The 17,584-nt window shown below is 74.7% G+C and carries 16 protein-coding genes; 4 read left to right on the top strand and 12 right to left on the bottom strand.

Going from position 1 to position 17,584, the window contains the following annotated elements; translation table 11 throughout:
• Positions 1 to 26 precede the first annotated feature (26 nt).
• Positions 27 to 1,964 (top strand): peptidoglycan recognition protein family protein, encoded by a 1,938-nt coding sequence (locus tag IEY98_RS07885; RefSeq protein ID WP_229786664.1) that lies wholly within the window; start codon positions 27 to 29, stop codon positions 1,962 to 1,964.
• Here the strand turns inward: IEY98_RS07885 and tsaD are convergent.
• Genes tsaD through tsaB form a run of 3 tightly spaced genes read right to left on the bottom strand, consistent with a single transcriptional unit; the run spans position 1,961 to position 4,124 of the window.
• Positions 1,961 to 2,998, bottom strand: a complete 1,038-nt coding sequence (tsaD, locus tag IEY98_RS07880) for a tRNA (adenosine(37)-N6)-threonylcarbamoyltransferase complex transferase subunit TsaD (protein ID WP_189209549.1) — start codon at positions 2,996 to 2,998, stop codon at positions 1,961 to 1,963. The genes IEY98_RS07885 and tsaD overlap by 4 nt on opposite strands.
• Positions 2,995 to 3,480 (bottom strand): ribosomal protein S18-alanine N-acetyltransferase, encoded by a 486-nt coding sequence (gene rimI, locus IEY98_RS07875; protein ID WP_189209548.1) that lies wholly within the window; start codon positions 3,478 to 3,480, stop codon positions 2,995 to 2,997. The genes tsaD and rimI overlap by 4 nt, the downstream gene beginning before the upstream one ends.
• Positions 3,477 to 4,124, bottom strand: a complete 648-nt coding sequence (gene tsaB, locus IEY98_RS07870; protein WP_189209547.1) for a tRNA (adenosine(37)-N6)-threonylcarbamoyltransferase complex dimerization subunit type 1 TsaB — start codon at positions 4,122 to 4,124, stop codon at positions 3,477 to 3,479. The genes rimI and tsaB overlap by 4 nt, the downstream gene beginning before the upstream one ends.
• Before the next feature lie 70 nt (positions 4,125 to 4,194).
• Here tsaB and IEY98_RS07865 point away from each other — a divergent pair, with 70 nt between their 5' ends.
• Entirely contained in the window at positions 4,195 to 5,580 is a 1,386-nt protein-coding gene (locus IEY98_RS07865) for an acyl-CoA synthetase (RefSeq protein WP_189209546.1), read from the top strand.
• On the top strand, positions 5,573 to 6,901 hold the full coding sequence (locus tag IEY98_RS07860; protein WP_189209545.1) for a carboxyl transferase domain-containing protein: 1,329 nt from the start codon (positions 5,573 to 5,575) through the stop codon (positions 6,899 to 6,901). The genes IEY98_RS07865 and IEY98_RS07860 overlap by 8 nt, the downstream gene beginning before the upstream one ends.
• A gap of 82 nt (positions 6,902 to 6,983) precedes the next feature.
• Here the strand turns inward: IEY98_RS07860 and IEY98_RS33045 are convergent, their stop codons facing one another.
• The 6 genes from IEY98_RS33045 to glmS form a co-directional block, all read right to left on the bottom strand.
• On the bottom strand, positions 6,984 to 7,109 hold the full coding sequence (locus tag IEY98_RS33045) for a hypothetical protein (RefSeq protein WP_268244561.1): 126 nt from the start codon (positions 7,107 to 7,109) through the stop codon (positions 6,984 to 6,986).
• Between the two features lie 269 nt (positions 7,110 to 7,378).
• Entirely contained in the window at positions 7,379 to 7,843 is a 465-nt protein-coding gene (gene tsaE, locus IEY98_RS07855) for a tRNA (adenosine(37)-N6)-threonylcarbamoyltransferase complex ATPase subunit type 1 TsaE (protein ID WP_229786663.1), read from the bottom strand.
• Positions 7,844 to 7,857: 14 nt separating this feature from the next.
• Positions 7,858 to 8,835, bottom strand: coding sequence for an alpha/beta fold hydrolase (locus tag IEY98_RS07850; protein ID WP_229786769.1), 978 nt, complete (start codon positions 8,833 to 8,835; stop codon positions 7,858 to 7,860).
• A 68-nt stretch (positions 8,836 to 8,903) separates the two neighbouring features.
• The gene (gene alr, locus IEY98_RS07845) at positions 8,904 to 9,977 is read right to left on the bottom strand and encodes an alanine racemase (protein WP_189209543.1); all 1,074 of its coding nucleotides are present in this window, start codon (positions 9,975 to 9,977) and stop codon (positions 8,904 to 8,906) included.
• Positions 9,970 to 11,394 carry an NAD(P)H-hydrate dehydratase gene (locus IEY98_RS07840; RefSeq protein ID WP_189209542.1) on the bottom strand — a complete coding sequence of 475 codons (1,425 nt, stop codon included), beginning with the start codon at positions 11,392 to 11,394 and terminating at the stop codon, positions 9,970 to 9,972. The genes alr and IEY98_RS07840 overlap by 8 nt, the downstream gene beginning before the upstream one ends.
• Positions 11,394 to 13,256, bottom strand: coding sequence for a glutamine--fructose-6-phosphate transaminase (isomerizing) (gene glmS / locus IEY98_RS07835; RefSeq protein WP_189209541.1), 1,863 nt, complete (start codon positions 13,254 to 13,256; stop codon positions 11,394 to 11,396). The genes IEY98_RS07840 and glmS overlap by 1 nt, the downstream gene beginning before the upstream one ends.
• 50 nt (positions 13,257 to 13,306) lie before the next feature.
• Between glmS and IEY98_RS07830 the strand changes: the two genes are divergently transcribed.
• The gene (locus IEY98_RS07830) at positions 13,307 to 14,086 is read left to right on the top strand and encodes a dienelactone hydrolase family protein (RefSeq protein WP_189209540.1); all 780 of its coding nucleotides are present in this window, start codon (positions 13,307 to 13,309) and stop codon (positions 14,084 to 14,086) included.
• A gap of 163 nt (positions 14,087 to 14,249) precedes the next feature.
• Here IEY98_RS07830 and IEY98_RS33040 read toward each other — a convergent pair whose 3' ends face one another.
• From IEY98_RS33040 to IEY98_RS07815, 3 genes are read right to left on the bottom strand one after another with little or no spacing between them, the layout of a single operon-like run.
• The gene (locus IEY98_RS33040; RefSeq protein WP_189209539.1) at positions 14,250 to 14,804 is read right to left on the bottom strand and encodes a hypothetical protein; all 555 of its coding nucleotides are present in this window, start codon (positions 14,802 to 14,804) and stop codon (positions 14,250 to 14,252) included.
• Positions 14,805 to 14,818: 14 nt separating this feature from the next.
• Positions 14,819 to 17,065 carry a WXG100 family type VII secretion target gene (locus IEY98_RS07820; protein WP_189209538.1) on the bottom strand — a complete coding sequence of 749 codons (2,247 nt, stop codon included), beginning with the start codon at positions 17,063 to 17,065 and terminating at the stop codon, positions 14,819 to 14,821.
• A 25-nt stretch (positions 17,066 to 17,090) separates the two neighbouring features.
• Positions 17,091 to 17,444 (bottom strand): WXG100 family type VII secretion target, encoded by a 354-nt coding sequence (locus IEY98_RS07815; RefSeq protein ID WP_189209537.1) that lies wholly within the window; start codon positions 17,442 to 17,444, stop codon positions 17,091 to 17,093.
• Positions 17,445 to 17,584: the final 140 nt, after the last annotated feature.

Genomic DNA, 17,584 nt, shown 5'->3' with positions numbered 1-17,584 from the left:
GGTTCCCTGACCGGAAGGCCTTTCCCTTGCACCGCCGACGTACGCTGGCCGTCGCGGTCGTCGCGCTCGCCGCGCTGGCGATCACCGCGCCCGCGACCGCCCAGCCCGCAGAAGAGAAGCGGCAGCGCGCCTTCGCCGCGGCAGCCGACGAGTTCGACGTGCCCGCCGACCTGCTCATGGCGCTGTCCTATTTGGAGTCCCGCTGGGACGCCAACGCGGGCGCGCCGAGCGTTTCCGCGGGCTACGGCCCGATGCACCTGACCGACGCCGCCACGGCCACCGCGGGCGGCACCCACCACGACCACGGCGAGGACCCGCGCGGCGACACCGCCCGGCCCGAGCTCAAGCCCACGCACCAGGACGTCGACATCAGCGCGCCCGCGCTGCACACGCTGCCCAGGGCAGCGGAGCTGACCGGCATCGCGCCGGAGACGCTGCGCAGCGACCCGGCGGCCAACATCCGCGGCGGCGCCGCGCTGCTGGCCCACTACCAGCGCGAACTCGGCCCGCTGAGCGACGACCCCGCGGACTGGTACGGCGCGGTCGCCCGCTACAGCGGCGCCACCGACACCCGCACCGCCGAGGTCTTCGCCGACGAGGTGTACGGCGTGCTGCGCCAGGGCTTCGCCCGCACCACCGACGACGGCCAGAAGATGCGGCTCAAGGCCCGCTCGGTGGAGCCGGACAAGTCCGTGCTGAACCGGATGGGCCTCACCCAGACGGCCACGGCGGCCGCCGTCGAGTGCCCGTCCGACGTGGCCTGCCAGTGGGTCGGCGCGCCGTACGGGCAGTTCAACGACAGCAACGGCAATCCCACCTATGGCAACCACGACAAGTCGAACCGGCCGACCAACCAGAAGGTCGACTACATCGTCATCCACGACGTCGAGGGCTCCTACGCGGGCGCGCTCTCCTCGGTGCAGACGCTGACCAGGCCCGCCAGCTGGCACTACACGCTGCGCAGCAACGACGGCCACATCGCCCAGCACGTGGCCACCAAGGACGTCGGCTGGCACGCGGGCAACTGGTACGTCAACTCCAAGGCGATCGGCCTCGAGCACGAGGGCTTCGCCGCGCAGGGCACCTGGTACACCGAGGCGATGTACCGCACGTCGGCCAAGCTGGTGAAGTACCTGGCCGCCAAGTACAACGTGCCGCTGGACCGCCACCACATCGTCGGCCACGACAACGTGCCCGGCCCGATCGCCAGCCGGATCCCCGCGATGCACTGGGACCCGGGCCCGTACTGGAACTGGACGCACTACTTCGGCCTGCTCGGCGCGCCCTTCACCGCCGACGGCACGCCGTACACCAACGTCGTGACGATCCGGCCGGACTGGGCGACCAACAAGCCGAGGTTCACCGGCTGCGACGGGACCAGCGCGGCGTGCCCGTCGCGCAGCTCCACCTCCGTCGTCCTGCGCAGCGCCCCGCGCGATGACGCGCCGCTGCTCAAGGACATCGGCCTGCGCCCGAACGGCGCGGTGTCGACCATGCACGTCTCCGACATCGGCAGCCGCGTCGACTCCGGGCAGAAGTTCGCCGTCGCCGAGCGCTCCGGGGACTGGACGGCGATCTGGTACCTGGGCCAGAAGGGCTGGCTGCGCACCAGCCAGACCGTCCCGAGCCGCGGCGTGCAGGTCTGGCCGAAGCCGGGCCTGACCGCGGTGCCGGTGTACGGCCGGGCGTACCCGCAGGCGTCGGCCTACCCCTCGGGCATCACGCCGGAGCCGGTGGAGGCGCTGCCGTACCGCATGCTGGCGGGCCAGAAGTACATCATGGGCGGGGACGTGGCCTCGGAGTACTTCAAGGCCACCACGTTCGACCCCGCCCACCACACGGTGGTCCGCGGCGAGCGGTACATCCAGGTCCAGTTCGGCCACCGCTTCGGCTTCGTGAAGGCCTCGGACGTGTCCCTGCGCACCGACTACGTGGTGCCGGAGCCGACCCGCCCGCGCCGCTAGACCGAGATGGTGGACACCGGCAGCGCCGGGTCCGCCGAGAGGTCCAAAGAGGACGCCTCGACGCCCGCAGCCACCAGGTGGGCGCCGAGGGCGGCCATCATGGCGCCGTTGTCGGTGCACAGCCGCGGCCGCGGGACGCGCAGCGTGATGCCCGCGGCAGCGCAGCGCTCGGCGGCCAGCTCCTTGAGCCGGGAGTTGGCCGCCACGCCGCCGGAGATCACCATCGTGCCGATGCCCTCGTCCACGCAGGCCCGCACGGCCTTGGCGGTGAGCACGTCGGCGACGGCCTCCTGGAACGACGCGGCCACGTCGTCGACCGGGATCGGCTCGGGCTCGCGGGCCTCGACCCAGCGGGCGACCGCGGTCTTGAGGCCGGAGAAGGAGAAGTCGTTGCGGGCGTCGCGCGGGCCGGTGAGCCCGCGCGGGAACGCGATCGCCCTCGGGTTCCCCCGGCGGGCGGCGGCGTCGATCGGCGGGCCGCCGGGGTAGGGCAGGTCGAGCACGCGGGCGACCTTGTCGTAGGCCTCGCCCGCCGCGTCGTCGATGGTGGAGCCGATCTCGGTGATGCTGGTCGCCAGGCCGTCGACCTTGAGCAGCTGGGTGTGGCCGCCGGAGACCAGCAGCGCCAGGCACGGCGTCGGGAGCGGGCCGTGCTCCAGGGTGTCCGCGGCGACGTGGCCTGCGAGGTGGTTGGCCCCGTACAGCGGCACGCCCAGCGACAGCGCGTACGCCTTCGCGGCGGAGACGCCCACCAGCAGCGCGCCCGCCAGGCCGGGCCCGCAGGTCACCGTGATCGCGTCCACATCGGACATCTTCAGGCCAGCGGCGTCGAACGCCCTGCGCATGGTGGGGACCATGGCCTCCAGGTGCGCGCGGCTGGCCACCTCGGGCACCACGCCGCCGAAGCGGGCGTGCTGCTCGACGCTGGAGGCCACCTCGTCGGCCAGCAGCTCGACCGCGCCGGAGCCGTCGAGGCGGACCAGGCCGACGCCGGTCTCGTCGCAGGAGGTCTCGATGCCCAGGATGATCGTCACGTCGTCTCCTCGACCGGGGCGGGGCGCATCATGGTGTAGGCGTCGGCGCCGGAGGGCTGGTAGTAGCGCTTGCGCAGGCCGACACGGGTGAAGCCGTGCGCGGCGTACAGCGCGATGGCGGGCTCGTTGTCGGTGCGGACCTCCAGGAACACCGTGGCCCCGACCCGGTCCGCCTCGGCGAGGAGCTCGCGCAGCAGGAGTCGGCCGATGCCGCGGCGCTGCCAGTCGGGGTCCACCCCGAGCGTGTGCACGCTGGCCTCCACGTCGCCCGGCGGGCCGACGACGGCCAGCCCGGCGTACCCGACGAGCCGGTCGGCGGCGTAGGCGCCGAGGTAGTAGTGGCCCCAGTCCAGCTCGGAGGCGAACGCGGCCTCGCTCCACGGGTCCTCGCCTGCGAACAGCACGCGCTCCAGCTCCGCGCACCGGGCCAGGTCCTCGCGGCGCAGGTGGGCCGTGCGGACCTGTGCCGTGCGCACGCTCATGCCCGGCTCACCCGCTTGCGGGCGCCGGGGACGACGGCGTCCGGGCGGCGCAGGTACAGCGGGGTCAGCGGGCCGGGCTCGGCGCCGGAGAGCAGCGCGGCGCGCGCCGCGGCGACCAGGCCCGCCGGGGTCGGGTGCGCGGGCTCGATCAGCGGGAGGCCGAAGTCGTGCAGGTCCGCGCCCGCCACGCGCGTGGCGTGCGGCGCGTTGACCTCCGCGGGCGGCGACACGTGCGGGCCGTCGGTGCGCACGCCCATGGCGTCGTAGGTCGCCCAGTACACCTCGCGGCGGCGGGCGTCGGTGACCACCAGCAGCGGCTCGCCGGGCACGGCTGCGGCGATCGCGTCCAGCGAGCACACCGGGTGGACCGGCCTGCCCAGGGCGTGGCCGAGCGCGCCCGCGCTGACCATGCCCGCGCGCAGCCCGGTGAACGGCCCGGGGCCGACCCCGCAGACGATCGCGTCGACGTCGGCGAGCGTGCGGCCCGCCTCGGCGAGCGCGTCGCGCACGTGCGGGGTCAGCAGCTCGCCGTGCGCCTTCGCGTCCACGGTGACCCGCTCGGCGAGCACGCGTACGGTGTCACCCACCTGGACGACGCCTGCGGTGACGGCGGGGGTGGCGGTGTCAACAGCCAGAACCAACACAGTCGTCAAGAGTACGAGAGAGCCTGCTCACAGCCCTCGGCGGCCGGTGCTCCCCACTAAGGTTGGCCTCGTGCTGCTGCCGCAGAGTGCCCCGGAGCGGGTCGCCGTCCGGTTCCCCGGGCTGACGCTGACGCACGGCGAGGTGGCCTCGGCCGCCGGGGCCGTCGCCGAGAAGGTGCGCGGATGCTCGCGGGTCGCGGTGTGGGCGACCCCGTCGCCGGAGACGGTGCTGGCTGTGGTCGGGTGCTTGGCCGCTGGGGTGGCGGTCGTTCCGCTGAACCCCAAGGTCGGCGCCCGGGAGCTGGCCCACATCCTGGCCGACAGCGCCCCGGAGCTGCTGCTGCACGCCCCCGCCGACGACCCGGGGATCGACCTGCCGCGCCACGCGGTGGACGTCGCGGCCCGGGTGTCCGGGGAGCCGCTGCCGGAGCCGGACGGGGAGTCCGTGGCGTTCGTCGTCTACACCTCCGGCACCACCGGGCCGCCCAAGGGCGTGCTGCTGCCCCGGCGGGCGGTGGCGTCGAACCTCGACGCGCTGGCCGAGATCTGGGCGTGGACTCCCGAGGACGTCGTGGTGCACGCGCTGCCGCTGTTCCACGTGCACGGGCTGATCGTGGGCGTGCTGGGCACGCTGCGCCGCGGCGGGACGATGTGGCACCTGGGCCGCTTCACCAGCGCCGCTGTCGGCCAGGCGTTCCGCGACGGGGCGACGGTGATGTTCGGCGTGCCCACGATGTACCACCGGCTGGGCCTGGACTGCGCGACCGACGCCGACCTCGCCGCCGCGGTGGGCCGGGCGCGGCTGCTGGTGTCCGGGTCGGCGGCGCTGCCCGCGACCGACCACGCGCGCATCACCGAGGCCACCGGCCAGCGGGTGGTGGAGCGCTACGGGATGACCGAGACGCTGATGAACTGCGGGGTGCGCGCCGACGGCGAGCGGCGGCCGGGGATCGTCGGGCCCGCGCTGCCCGGCGTCGAGGTCCGGCTGGCCGACGTGGTCGACGGCATGGGCGAGATCGAGGTGCGCGGGCCGAACCTGTTCCTCGGCTACCTCAACCGCCCCGACGCGACGGCCGCGGCGTTCGTCGACGGCTGGTTCCGCACCGGCGACATGGCCGTGCGCGAGGCCGACGGCGCGTTCCGGATCGTCGGGCGGCGGGCCACGGACCTGATCAAGAGCGGCGGCTACAAGATCGGCGCAGGCGAGATCGAGAACGCGCTGCTGGAGCACCCCGGGGTCGCCGAGGCCGCGGTGACCGGCGAGCCGGACGACGACCTCGGCGAGCGGATCGTGGCGTGGGTGGTGCCCGACGGGGAGCCGCCGTCGGCCGCCGAGCTGGCCGACCACGTCGCCGCGCTGCTGGCCCCGCACAAGCGCCCCCGCGTCGTGCGGTACCTCGACGCCCTGCCGCGCAACGAGATGGGCAAGGTCACGAAGCGGGCGCTGCATGGCTGACCCCGGCGCGCGGTGGGTCATCGACCTGGTCGCCACCGACTTCGACGAGTTCGCCGTGCCCGCCGTGGACCGCGGCGCGGACGGCCCGCTGGCCTGGGCGGGCTACGACGCCCAGCGCAGGGCGGCAGCCGAGCGCAGCGGCGAGACCGAGTCCGTGGTGTGCGGGGTCGGCCGGGTCGGCGGCACGCGCGCGGTGCTCATCGCCTTCGACTTCCGCTTCCTGGGCGGCTCGGTCGGCACCGGCACCGGCGACCGCATCGAGCACGCCTTCGCCCACGCGCGGCGGACGCGGACACCGCTGGTGTCGCTGATCGCCACCGGCGGCAGCCGCATGCAGGAGGGGATGCTGTCGCTGCGCCAGCTCCAGCGCATCGCCCGGCAGTCGACCCTGCTGCACGAGGCGGGCGTCCCCCAGCTGTCGGTCCTGCGCGACCCGACGACCGGCGGCCTGTGGGCGTCGCTGGGCGCGGGCGCGGACATCGTCGTGGGCGTGGCGGGGGCGCAGGTGGGCTTCGCGGGCTCGCGCGTGCGCCCCTCGGCCGACCGCGACGACCCGGCGTACACCGCGGAGGGGCAGTTCGCGGGCGGGCACGTGGACGAGGTGTGCGAGCTGGAGGACCTGCCGTCCGTCGTGGCGGAGTGGTTGACGCTGCTGAGCGCGTCCAGCCCGGAGCCCGCGGACGTCCCGCGCGCGCTGGGCGCGGGCGTCCCGGCCGCCGACGGGTGGTCGACGGTGCTGGGCGCGCGTTCCCCCGGCCGCCCGCGCGCGGACGCGTACCTGGACGACTACTTCGACCTGCGCCGCGCCATCTCCGGCGACCGCTGCGGCGGGGTCGACCCCGGGATGCTGTGCGGGATCGGCCTGCGCGGCAGGCGCTCGGTCGCGTACGCCGCCCAGACGGGCACGGCCACCACCCCCGCGGGCTTCCGCACGGCGGTCCGGCTGATCCGGATCGCCGAGCGGCTCGGCCTGCCGGTGCTGACCCTGGTGGACACCCCCGGCGCCGCGAACGACGCCGCTGCCGAGCGCGCGGGCGTCGGCCCGGCCATCGCCGACCTGTTCAGCACGATCGCCGCCGCCCGCGTCCCGGTGACCACCCTGGTCATCGGCGAGGGCGGCTCCGGCGGCGCACTGGCCCTGGCGGCCCCCGACCGCATGTGGATCACCCCGGACGCCTACTTCTCGGTCATCGCCCCAGAACTGAGCACCGCCATCCTCAAACGATCACCGGACGCCGTGCGGGAGACCGCCGAACAGCTGCGCCTCCGCCCGACAGACCTCCTGGAACTGGGCGTCGTCCGCGGCATCGCGACCCGCTAGCGGGCCGACCACCCGCCCGAGCCTGGATAACCACCGACAGGCGACCCGTGGGCCGGTCGGGCCGCGCGGCACGCCGATCCGGTCACGGAAACGGCAACGGAACCGCCAGCCCGCGCCGCATCGCCGCCGACCGCCTGCGCAGCCGGTCGGTCACCAGCACGCGACAACCGGGGCCACCGTCCCACAGCACCGCGACCGACAGCAGCACCGACCGCCTCCCCAGCCCAATTCAGCCACCGGCAAGCGGCAACGGAACCACCGGCCCACGCCGCAGCGCCGCCCACCGCCTGCCAACGGTTCGGTCATGGACAGGCACAAACGCGACCACCTGCCCGCGGCGCATCGCCGCCGACAGCGGGCGGCGTCTGCCGGAGTCGACTCGTGCGAGCGTGGGCGGGCGAGCAGCGGGACCGCTGGCCGGGCAGGCGTGGGCCAGCGGCAGCGTCGGCGAACCGCCGTGCGGGTCGGGTGGGGCGGTTAGGCGTGGTTGGCGGTCAGGGCCGTCAGCCGGGTCTCCCACGAGCCCGACGGCTCCAGGGTGAGTTCGCGGGTGTCGTCCGGCCTGCGGTCGATGCGGATCAGCAGGTGGTCGGCCGACAGCCGCTCGGCCGCGCCCTCGCCCCACTCCACGATGACGGCGGCGTCGACGAGTTCGGTGTCGAGGTCGAGGTCGTCGAGTTGGGCGAGGTCGCCGCCGAGGCGGTAGGCGTCGACGTGGACCATGGGGACGCCGCGCTCGCCCGCGGGGTGTTCGCGGGCGATGATGAACGTCGGGCTGCTCACCCGCCCGCGCACGCCGAGGCCGTCGGCGATGCCCTTGGCCAACACCGTCTTGCCCGCGCCGAGGGGGCCCGCGAGCAGGACGAGGTCGCCCGCCGTCAGCAGGGCGCCCAGGCGCCTGCCGAAGTCCAGCGTGTCCTCCGGGGTACGCAGCTCAACCACGCCGCTCTCCATGTTCACTCCGATGACGGGATACCCGCGCAGTCCCGCAGCAGGACCGCGAGGTGGCCGGTGACCACATCGGGCCGCTCCAGCATGACGAGGTGGCCCGCGCCGCGCACGCGGACCAGGGTCGAGTGGGGCAGTTCCTCGGCGATGCGCTCGGCGTGCGACCACGGGGTCATCCAGTCCTCGTCGCCGCCGAGCACCAGCACCCGGCACTCGCGCAGACCGGCCAGCGCCGCGTAGCGGTTGTGGCTGCCCAGGGTGTCGACGAAGTCGGCGAGCACCCGGACCGGCGTCACGTCGAGCATCGCCACCATGAAGTCGACCAGCCGGGGGCTGACCTCGCGCGAGCCGAACCCGATCGTGCGCACGCCCGCGCGGGTCAGCTGGCCGCCCGCGGCGCGGATCAGCTCGACCAGGCCCGGCTGCCAGTCGGCGAAGCGGCCCAGCAGGCGCGTCAGCGGGTTGTACTTCGACAGCAGCGGCCGCGGCAGCCCCTGCTTGCCGACCTCGCCCGCCGACGTCCCGATCAGCGCGACCCCGCGCACCCGGGCGGCGAACAGCTCGGGGAACAGCTCAGCCAGCGCGATGACGACCATGCCGCCCATCGAGTGTCCGATGAGGACCAGCGGCCCGTCGGGCGCGGCCACCCGGATGACGGCCTCCAGGTCCCGCGCCAACTGCTCGATCGTGCTCCCCGCCGCGTCGGTGCGCTGGGAGCGGCCGTGGCTGCGGTGGTCGTAGAGGATCTGCGCCACCCGGGGCCCGGTCAGCCGCGCCAGGTCCCGCCGCTGGAAGTGCCAGCACAGCCTGCTCAACGCGAAGCCGTGCACCAGGATCGCGGTCAGGTCGGGAGCGCCGCCGTCGGCCGGGTCGATCTCCTCGACCGACAGCGCGACCCCGTCGTCCGCGGCGATGGTGCTCACCCGGTCGGCAGGCAGTTCGCCGAAGGGCTCGTCGGCGTACGGGTCGTCGGCCTTGCGCCGCATGGTCAGCGCCGCCGCGGCCGCCGCCAGGCCCACCGCGCCGCCCACCGCCGCGACCGCGCGGCCGACCCTCACCGCTCCCCCAGGTAGGTGCGCGTCACGCGCGGGCGGTTCATGCCGGTGACGATCTCGTAGTCGATGGTCCCGATCGCCTCCGCCCAGTCCGTCGCGGTCGGCTCGCCCCGGGTCCCGGGTCCGAACAGCACCACCTCGTCGCCCGGGCGCGCGTCGCACTCGACCACGAACTGGTCCATGCATATCCGGCCGCGCACCGGGCACAGGACGTCGTTGACCAGCACCGACATCCGCCCGGTCAGCAGCCGGGGAACGCCGTCGGCGTACCCGACGGGCACCAGCGCCAGCCGGGTGTCCCGCTCGGCGGTCCACAGGTGTCCATAGGAGACGGACTCGCCAGCGGCGATGTCCTTCACCGACACCACCGACGAGCGGAACGTCATGGCGGGCGCCAACTTCTCGCCGCCAGGCACGGGGTTCAGCCCGTACATCGCGATCCCGACGCGCACCATGTCGAAGCACAGGTCCGGCCGGGTGAGCGTCGCCGCGGAGTTCGCCAGGTGCCTGCGCGGGCGCAGCCCTGCGGCCAGCGCCACCTCGTAGGCCTCGGCGAACCGCCGCGCCTGCGCGTCGATCGACGGGTGGCCGGGGTCGTCCGCGCACGCCAGGTGCGACCAGACCGCGTAGACCTCGCTGTCCGACGCCGCCGCCGCGCGCACGAGTTCCGGCCACAGCCCGGGCGGGCACCCGCCCCGGGTCAGCCCGGTGTCGATCTTCAGGTGCACCCGCGCGCCGGACACCGCGCGCAGTTGCTCCACACTGGACACCGCGACGTCGATGCCCTCGGCCACCGCGGGCCGGTAGTCGGTGCCGACCGGGTCCAGCCAGCACAGGATCGGCGCGTCGATGCCCGCGTCGCGCAGCGCAAGCGCCTCGGCCAGCGACACCGTGCCCAGCCAGCTCGCCCCGCCGCGCAGCGCCGCCCGCGCCACCGGGACCGCGCCGTGGCCGTACCCGTCGGCCTTCACCACGGCCATCGTCGCCGCGGGCCCGGCCCGCTCGGCGAGCAGCGCGACGTTCGCCTCGATGTGGTCGAGGTGCACGAGCACCTCGGCCCGGGGGCTAGCCACCCGACACCACCTCCCGCACCGCGTCCGGCACCGCGGCCAGGATCGGCGAGGCCGACACCGGCGCCCCGCGCGCGGCCAGCTCCGCCGCGCGCACGTGCAGCCACGCCGCCGCGCCCGCCGCCGCGACCGGGTCGGCCCCGCTCGCCAGCAGCGCGCCGACCAGGCCGGACAGGATGTCGCCCGTCCCCGCGGTGGCCAGCCAGTGCGAGCGCGCCGGGTTGACCAGGGTGCGGCCGTCCGGCCCGGCGATCACCGTGGCGTGGCCCTTGAGCAGGACCGTGACGTTCAACCGGGACGCAAGCGCTTGCGCGGCCTGCACCCGGTCCGTTCCGAGCGTGATCCCCAGCGGCTCGGCGATCCGGGCGAACTCGCGGTCGTGCGGGGTCAGCACGACCGGGGCGTCCGGGTCGCGGGCGTCCCACAGGTCCGGGTGCGCGCCCAGCAGCGTGATCCCGTCGGCGTCCACGCAGGTGGCCACGCCGTCGGCGAGGACGTCGCGCAGCACCGCCCGCGAGGCCGACCCGGTGCCGAGGCCGGGCCCGACGACCCACGCCTGCACCCGCCCGGCGTCGCCGACCGTCCCGGTGGCCACGACCTCCGGCCAGCGCGCCCGCACCTCGTCGGCCGCCGAGCCCGCGTACCGGGTCAGCCCGGACGTGGCGGCGACGGCCGCGCCGACGGCCAGCACCGCGGCGCCCGGGTAGGTGGCCGACCCGGCGGCCACGCCCACGACGCCCTGGGTGTACTTGTCGTCGGTCGGGCCCGGCACGCGCCAGGTCCGCGCCACGTCGACCGGGTCGAGCACGGAGAAGTCCGGATCGGACAGTGCGAGCCCGAGGTCCACCAGGCGCACATCGCCGCAGCGCTCCGCGGCCAGGAAGTGCGCGGGCTTGTACGCGCCGAACGTCACCGTCACCTCGGCGGTCACCGCGGGACCGTCGACCGCTCCGGTGTCCGGGTCGACGCCGCTGGGCAGGTCCACGGCCACGATCGGCGCGCGCACCCGGGAGACCAGCTCGGCGGCCGGGGCCCGCAGCGGCCCGCGCGCCGAGAGCCCGACGATCCCGTCGACGACCACATCCGCGGCCTCCACGGCCGACCCGATCCGCCCGCCCGCGCGCAGCAGCGCGGCCAGGCCCTCCGCGTGCACGCGGGACGGGTCGAGCAGCACCGCCGTCACCCCGACCGACCGGCGGCGCAGGAACGCGCCCGCCCAGAGCGCGTCGCCGCCGTTGTCCCCGGTGCCGACCAGCAGCACGACGTGGCGCCCGGCGACCCCGCCCGTCCGGCGCAGCAGCCGCAGCGTGTGCTGGGCGACGCCGTAGGCCGCGCGGCGCATGAGCGCGCCCGGGGCCGTCCTGGCCAGCACCAGCCGCTCGGCCTCGCGCACCCGGCCGGTGGCCCAGACGCCGCGCACTACTCGACCGTGACGGACTTGGCGAGGTTGCGGGGCTTGTCCACGTCGTACCCCCGCGCGCGGGCGATCTCGGCGGCCAGCACCTGCAGCGGCACCGTCGACACCAGCGGCTGCAGCAGCGTCGGCACCGCGGGCACCTCGATCAGCTCGTCGGCGAACGGGCGCACCGTCTCGTCGCCCTCCTCGGCGATGACGACCGTGCGCGCGCCGCGGGCCTGGATCTCGCTGATGTTGGACACCAGCTTGGCGTGCAGCACCGCGCGGCCCTTGGGCGACGGCATCACCACGACGACCGGCAGGCCCTCCTCGATCAGCGCGATCGGGCCGTGCTTGAGCTCGCCCGCGGCGAAGCCCTCGGCGTGCATGTACGCCAGCTCCTTGAGCTTGAGCGCGCCCTCCAGCGCCACCGGGTATCCGACGTGGCGGCCGAGGAACAGCACCGCCTTGGAGTCGGCCAGCTCGCGGCCGAGCGCGCGCACCCGCTCGACGGTCTCCAGCACCCGGGACACGGCCTTGGGCATGGCCTCCAGCTCGCGGAACTCGCGGGCCACCTCGTCGGCGTACTTGGTGCCCCTCGCCTGCGCCAGGGCCAGCCCGACCAGGTAGTTCGCCGCGATCTGGGCGAGGAACGCCTTGGTGGACGCGACGCCGATCTCGGGTCCGGCGTGGGTGTAGAGCACCGCGTCGGACTCGCGCGGGATCTGCGCGCCGTTGGTGTTGCACACCGCCAGCACGCGGGCCTTCTGCTCGCGCGCGTGGCGCACGGCCTCCAGCGTGTCCGCGGTCTCGCCGGACTGGGACACGGCCACCACCAGGGTGTCGCGGTCCAGCACGGGGTCGCGGTAGCGGAACTCCGAGGCCAGCTCGACCTCGACGGGCAGCCGGGTCCAGTGCTCGATGGCGTACTTGGCCACCAGCCCGGAGTGGTAGGCCGAGCCGCAGGCGACGACGAAGACCTTGTCGACGTCGCGCAGGTCCTGGTCGGACAGCCGCTGCTCGTCGAGCACGACCCGCCCGTCGACGAAGTGCCCGCGCAGCGTGTTGGCCAGCGCCTCGGGCTGCTCCTCGATCTCCTTGAGCATGAAGTACTCGTGGCCGCCCTTCTCGGCGGCGGAGAGGTCCCAGTCGACGGTGAACGGCTTCACCGGGGCGTCCTCGCCGTGGAAGTCGGTGACCCGGTAGCCGTCGCGGGTGATCTCCACGAGCTGGTCCTGGCCCAGCTCGACGGCCTCGCGGGTGTGCTCGATGAACGCCGCCACGTCGGAGGCGACGAACGTCTCGCCGTCGCCGAGGCCCACCACCAGCGGCGACGACCGGCGCGCCGCCACGATCAGGTCCGGCTCGTCGGCGTGCGACACGACCAGGGTGAACGCGCCCTCCAGCCTGCGGCACACGGTCCGCACGGCCTCGGCGAGGCCGCCGCCGCGCTCCTTCGCCGCGCCGTACTCGCGGGCGATCAGATGCGCCGCGGTCTCGCTGTCGGTGTCGCTGGCCAGCTCGACGCCCGCGGCCTCCAGCTCGGCCCGCAGCGCGGCGAAGTTCTCGATGATGCCGTTGTGCACGACCGCGACCCGCCCGGTGGCGTCGCGGTGCGGGTGGGAGTTGCGGTCGATCGGCGCGCCGTGCGTGGCCCACCGGGTGTGGCCCATGCCCGCGGTGCCCGCGAAGCTGTCGACGCCGACCTCGGCCAGCCGCGCCTCCAGGTTCGCCAGCCTGCCCGCCTTGCGCTCGACGGTGAGGCCCGCGTCGGTCAGCACCGCCACGCCCGCCGAGTCGTACCCGCGGTACTCCAGCCGCCGCAGCCCGTTGAGGACGACGTCCAGCGCCTGCCGGTGTCCTACGTAACCCACGATTCCGCACACGGCGACCAGGGTAACCACGTGCGCCGCGCGGCCCCGGATAGGCTTCCCGCATGGCACGCCTGCTCGACGAGCTGTCCCGCCCGGGCCCGTACGAGGTCCTGCGCGGCGACCTCGCCCTCGTCGGCCTGCCCGGCGCGGTGTTCACCCCGCGCACGGGCCTGAACCTGCCCGCGATCGCCTTCGGCCACGGCTGGCTCCAGCCGGTCGAGCGCTACCGCGGCCTGCTCCGGCACCTGGCGTCGTGGGGCATCGTGACGGCGGCGCCCGCCACCCAATCGGGTCCCTTCGCCTCGAGCCGCCTGCTGGCCGCCGACCTGCGCACCGCGCTGGACGTGTGCGTCGGCGTGCGGCTCGGCGACGGCGACATCAGCGTCGACCCGGCCAGGCTCGGCCTCGCGGGCCACTCGACCGGCGCGGGCTGCGCGGTCCTGGCCGCCGCTGAGGACCCCAGGGTGCGCGCGGTGGCCACCCTGGCGGCGTCCCAGACCCGCCCGTTCGCCTCCGAGGCGGCCCGCGCCTGCGCCATGCCCTCCCTGCACCTGGCGGGCGGGCGCGACATCGTCGCCCCGCCGGTCGCCCACGCCGAGCTGATCGCCCGCACCTGGGCCGGGCCGTCCCGGCTGTGCGTGCTGCCCAAGTCCAGCCACATGGCCTTCACCGAGGGCAGGCACTGGAGCGACCTCATCGTCCAGGGCAAGGGCGACTCCACCGCCCGCAAACTGGCGCGGGGCCTGCTGACGGCGTTCTTCCTGCACCACCTGGCGGGCGTGAAGGACTACGCGGCGCTCCTGGAGGAGCCCATCAAGGGCACCCTCCCCACCGCCGCCTAGAACGCCGGAGCGCCGTGGGCCCGGATCTGGCTTCGCCGAGGCACTGCCCGCTGCACCGCGGTCAGTGAATCCGCCTCAGGGCCCGGGTCGCAGGCAGTGGACCTGCGGACCCGGGACCGTCCAGGCGTCATCGCCCCTCGACGGAGACCAGCAGGCTCCCGGCCTACCGGCGCATCCAGCTGCGGCCCGACCAGTCGTCGTCCTCGTCGTCGGTGGCCTCGGCCTGCCTGCGCGGGGGTGCGGCGGGGCGGCGCGGCGGCTCCGGGGGGCGGGTGGGCTGCGGCGGGGGCGGGGGCTGGGCCTCCTCCTCCGCGCCGAAGCTCAGGTAGCGGTTGGGGGCCGCCGCGGACGGCTGGGGCGCGTGCTGCGGCGGGGGGACCGGGCGCGGCGGCGGGGGCGGCGGGGTCTGCCGTGGGGCAGGCGCCTCCTCGCTCTCGCCGAAGGACAGCACGGTCTGCCGCTGGGGACGGTCGCCCCAGGCGTTCTGGGGCTTCTTCTCCGCCGCCTCGCGCGCGGCGATGCGGGCGGCTTCCTTGCGCTCGTGCTCGTCCTTGGCCTCCTGGACGAGCTGTTCGCGCCGCTTGTTCGCCTCGGCCGCCGCCTTGTCGAGCTCCTGCGAGCGCTCCAAGGCCCGGTCCATCGCCCGGCGACCGGCCTCGGTGGCCTGGTCGATGCGGCGCTGGGTGGCCGACGGGTCCATCTGGTCCATCAGGTACATGACCGCCCCCTGGGTCAGCGGAAGTCGCCGAGGAAGCCGCCGAGGCGGGAATCGGCGAAGTCGTCGTCGAAGAGGTTGCCACTGGTGCGCCACTGGCCGGTCTGGCGCTCGGAGTCGCCGCCCTGGCCACCGCCGCCCGCACCGCCCATGGCCCCCATGCCGCCGCCCATGGCGCCCATGCCCGCGGAACCGCCTGCCTGGCTGCCGTCGCCGCCGCCGGGGTTGCCGCTGACCGCGCCCAGCGCCGCCTCGCTCGTGGCGGTGACGGACTGCGCCATCGCGTTCTCCGCGGCCTGCGGCATCGGGTCGCCGAACGCGCTGCCCGCCGCGCCCCACGCGCCGCCGTCGCCGGAGGGCGTGGTGGCCTGGTACTCGGCGACCGCGACCGGCTCCCCGTGGCTGCCCGCCACGACGCCAGCGGGCTCGCCCGAGGACCCCGCGGACCCGCCCGCGGAGGCCCCCACGGGCTCGCCGGGGCCGCCGACGGCCGAGCCCACCGGCTCGCTCGGCGCGCCCGGCTCGGACCACACGGCGGGCTCGGCCCACGCGCCCGAGGGCTCGGTGAAGCCGCTCGGAGCGGGCGCGGGCATGGCCTGCACGTCGCCCGGCCCGTACGGAGCGGGCATGGCCTGGATGTCGCCCGGCCCGTCCGGGGTCGGCGTGGCCGACTGGGCCGGGTCGGAGTAGTCGAGGGTGTAGGTGGTCGGCTCGCCGCCGCTGCCGTCGTCGACGGTGACCACGACGGTGTCGCCGCCACCGGGCCGCTCCGCGGTGATGGTCATCGGCGGGTCGGAGATCACCGCCTTGCCGTCCTCGCCCGGCTGGATCATCTCGCCCTCCGCGCCGGGCACGCCGCCGCCTGCGCCCGAGCCGTCCGGGCCGAAGCCCGGGGCGGGCGCGGGCAGGGTGGTGACGCCGCCGGGCAGCTGCGGGCCGCCCGCGCCGAAGTCGACCGTGTAGGTCTTGGGCTCGCCGGAGCCGTCGTCCACGGTCACCTTGACCTGGCCCTGGCTGTCCGGGCTGGTGACCTCGATGGTCCGGCCGTCCTCCTCGATCTTCACCGTCTCCGGCGCGCCGCTGCCGCCGGGCGAGCCGTCGGCCCCTGGCCCGTTCGGGTCGGTCGCGCCGGGGTTGTCGGGGTCGAGGGGGTTGTTCGGGTCGGGCTTGCCGTCCTTCTCCAGCGAGCCCGTGTCGGGCTCGGGCAGGGGCGGCGGGGTGGGCGGGGTCGGCATCTGCGCCTGGCCGCCGCCACCGCTGCCCGAACCGCCGCCGCTGCCGGAGCCGCCGCCGTTCCCGGAGCCGCCGCCGTTGCCGCCACCGCCGCCGTCGTCATTGCCGCCGTCGTCATTGCCGCCGCCGTCGTTGCCGCCGCCGTCGCCCGACGGCGCGCCCGGCACCTTCATCAGGGCGAAGACCTTCAGCTCCGCCATGATGCGCAGGTTCTCCAGCGCGGCGTCGTGCAGCTCGGTGACCTGGTCCTTGAGGTCGTCGGTCGCGGTGTAGAAGCCGTGGATCTTTTCCCGGATCGACTGCCGCTCCTCCTCGGACTTGGTCGCCACGTCGGAGGCCATGCCGCGGACCTTGTCGCCGCTCTCGTCGCAGTCGTTGGAGTCGAACCACTCCAACCAGCCCTTGGTGGCGAACTTGCCGAGCATCGCGCCCGCGTCGTCGTCGTCCTTGTCGCAGTTGACGCTCAGGTGCCACTCGCCGCACGACTCGGCGAAGGCGTCGAGGTCGCTCTGCTGGACCTTCTTCCAGTCCTCCGGCTTGGTGAAGCAGCTGAAGTCGAAGATGCTGACGCAGTTGTCCGAGTAGGTCGAGTAGAGCTGCTGGGCGCTGTCCATCGCGGAGGTGAGCCCGCCCGCGGTCGTCTTGCACGCGCCCGCGAAGTCGTTGAGGGTCTTCTCGACCCGGTCGACGGCGGTCTTGAACGCCTCGAACGACTCGCCCTTCCAGTCGTGGGCGAGCTTGTCCTTGCCGCTCTTGACGACCTGGGCGATGTTCTCCATCGCCGCGGCGAGGCCCTCCAGCCGGACCGCGTCCTTCTTGATCTTCCCCCAGCGCAGCTCGTTGACCTCCTGCCGCTTCTCCGGCGGCTTCGGGTTGAGATTGAGCTCAAGGGCGGTGTCGTAGGCGGGGAGGAGCTGGTCGACGCCGTAGTCCATCGGGTCGCCGATCTCGTCCCACGCCTCGCCGCGGGTGCCGACCGCCGCGGACTTGTTCACCAACGCCTGATAGGCGTCCGGCTTCTCGAATTCCACTTCTGCCCCCTAACGCGCCCGGCGCTCAGACGTAGACGGCGCCGTCGCCGTCGGCGGTGCCGGTCCCCATGCGGTCCTCAATGGACTTGAGGTTGCTGTAGCCGGAGGTGTCGGACTCCACGACGAGGTCGGTGCCCTGGTTGAGGCTGGCGCTGATCGCCCCGAGGTGGGTGGCCAGGTTCTTCAGGTCGTTGGCGATGGCCTGCCAGTACTGCTCGAACTCCGCGCCCTGCAGACCCGCCCACGGCTTGCCGAAGTCGACGGCCTTCGCCGTGCTCTGCGCCAGGTCCGACTGGATCATCGACACCTGCGACTGCGCCTCGGCGAACACCGCGGCGAACCCCCGCACCGCGTCGGCGTCGTACTCGAAACCGCTCACCGCTCTCCCCTCCCGGTCACCCGGCCCGTGCTGCGCAGACTACTCGCCTGTTCCGACCCGGACGGTCCGAACGGCTGATCACACCTGCTTGCAGCGAGTGGGATGCCGTCGGGATTCCGCCGGTTCCCACCTCGTTGCGG

Source organism: Actinokineospora fastidiosa (assembly GCF_014648415.1).
Classification (GTDB): Bacteria; Actinomycetota; Actinomycetes; order Mycobacteriales; family Pseudonocardiaceae; genus Actinokineospora; species Actinokineospora fastidiosa.
Note: the sequence above shows the minus strand (reverse complement) of the source record. Positions and strands in the feature narration are given on the sequence as shown.

Excerpts from the sequence above, each read along its gene's own strand:
- IEY98_RS07850 (WP_229786769.1), bottom strand. The coding sequence starts at position 8,835 with ATGCGGCGCAAGGCCGACGACCCGTACGCCGACGAGCCCTTCGGCGAA.
- rimI (WP_189209548.1), bottom strand. The coding sequence starts at position 3,480 with ATGAGCGTGCGCACGGCACAGGTCCGCACGGCCCACCTGCGCCGCGAG.
- IEY98_RS33040 (WP_189209539.1), bottom strand. The coding sequence starts at position 14,804 with ATGTACCTGATGGACCAGATGGACCCGTCGGCCACCCAGCGCCGCATC.
- IEY98_RS07860 (WP_189209545.1), top strand. The coding sequence starts at position 5,573 with ATGGCTGACCCCGGCGCGCGGTGGGTCATCGACCTGGTCGCCACCGAC.
- IEY98_RS07830 (WP_189209540.1), top strand. The coding sequence starts at position 13,307 with ATGGCACGCCTGCTCGACGAGCTGTCCCGCCCGGGCCCGTACGAGGTC.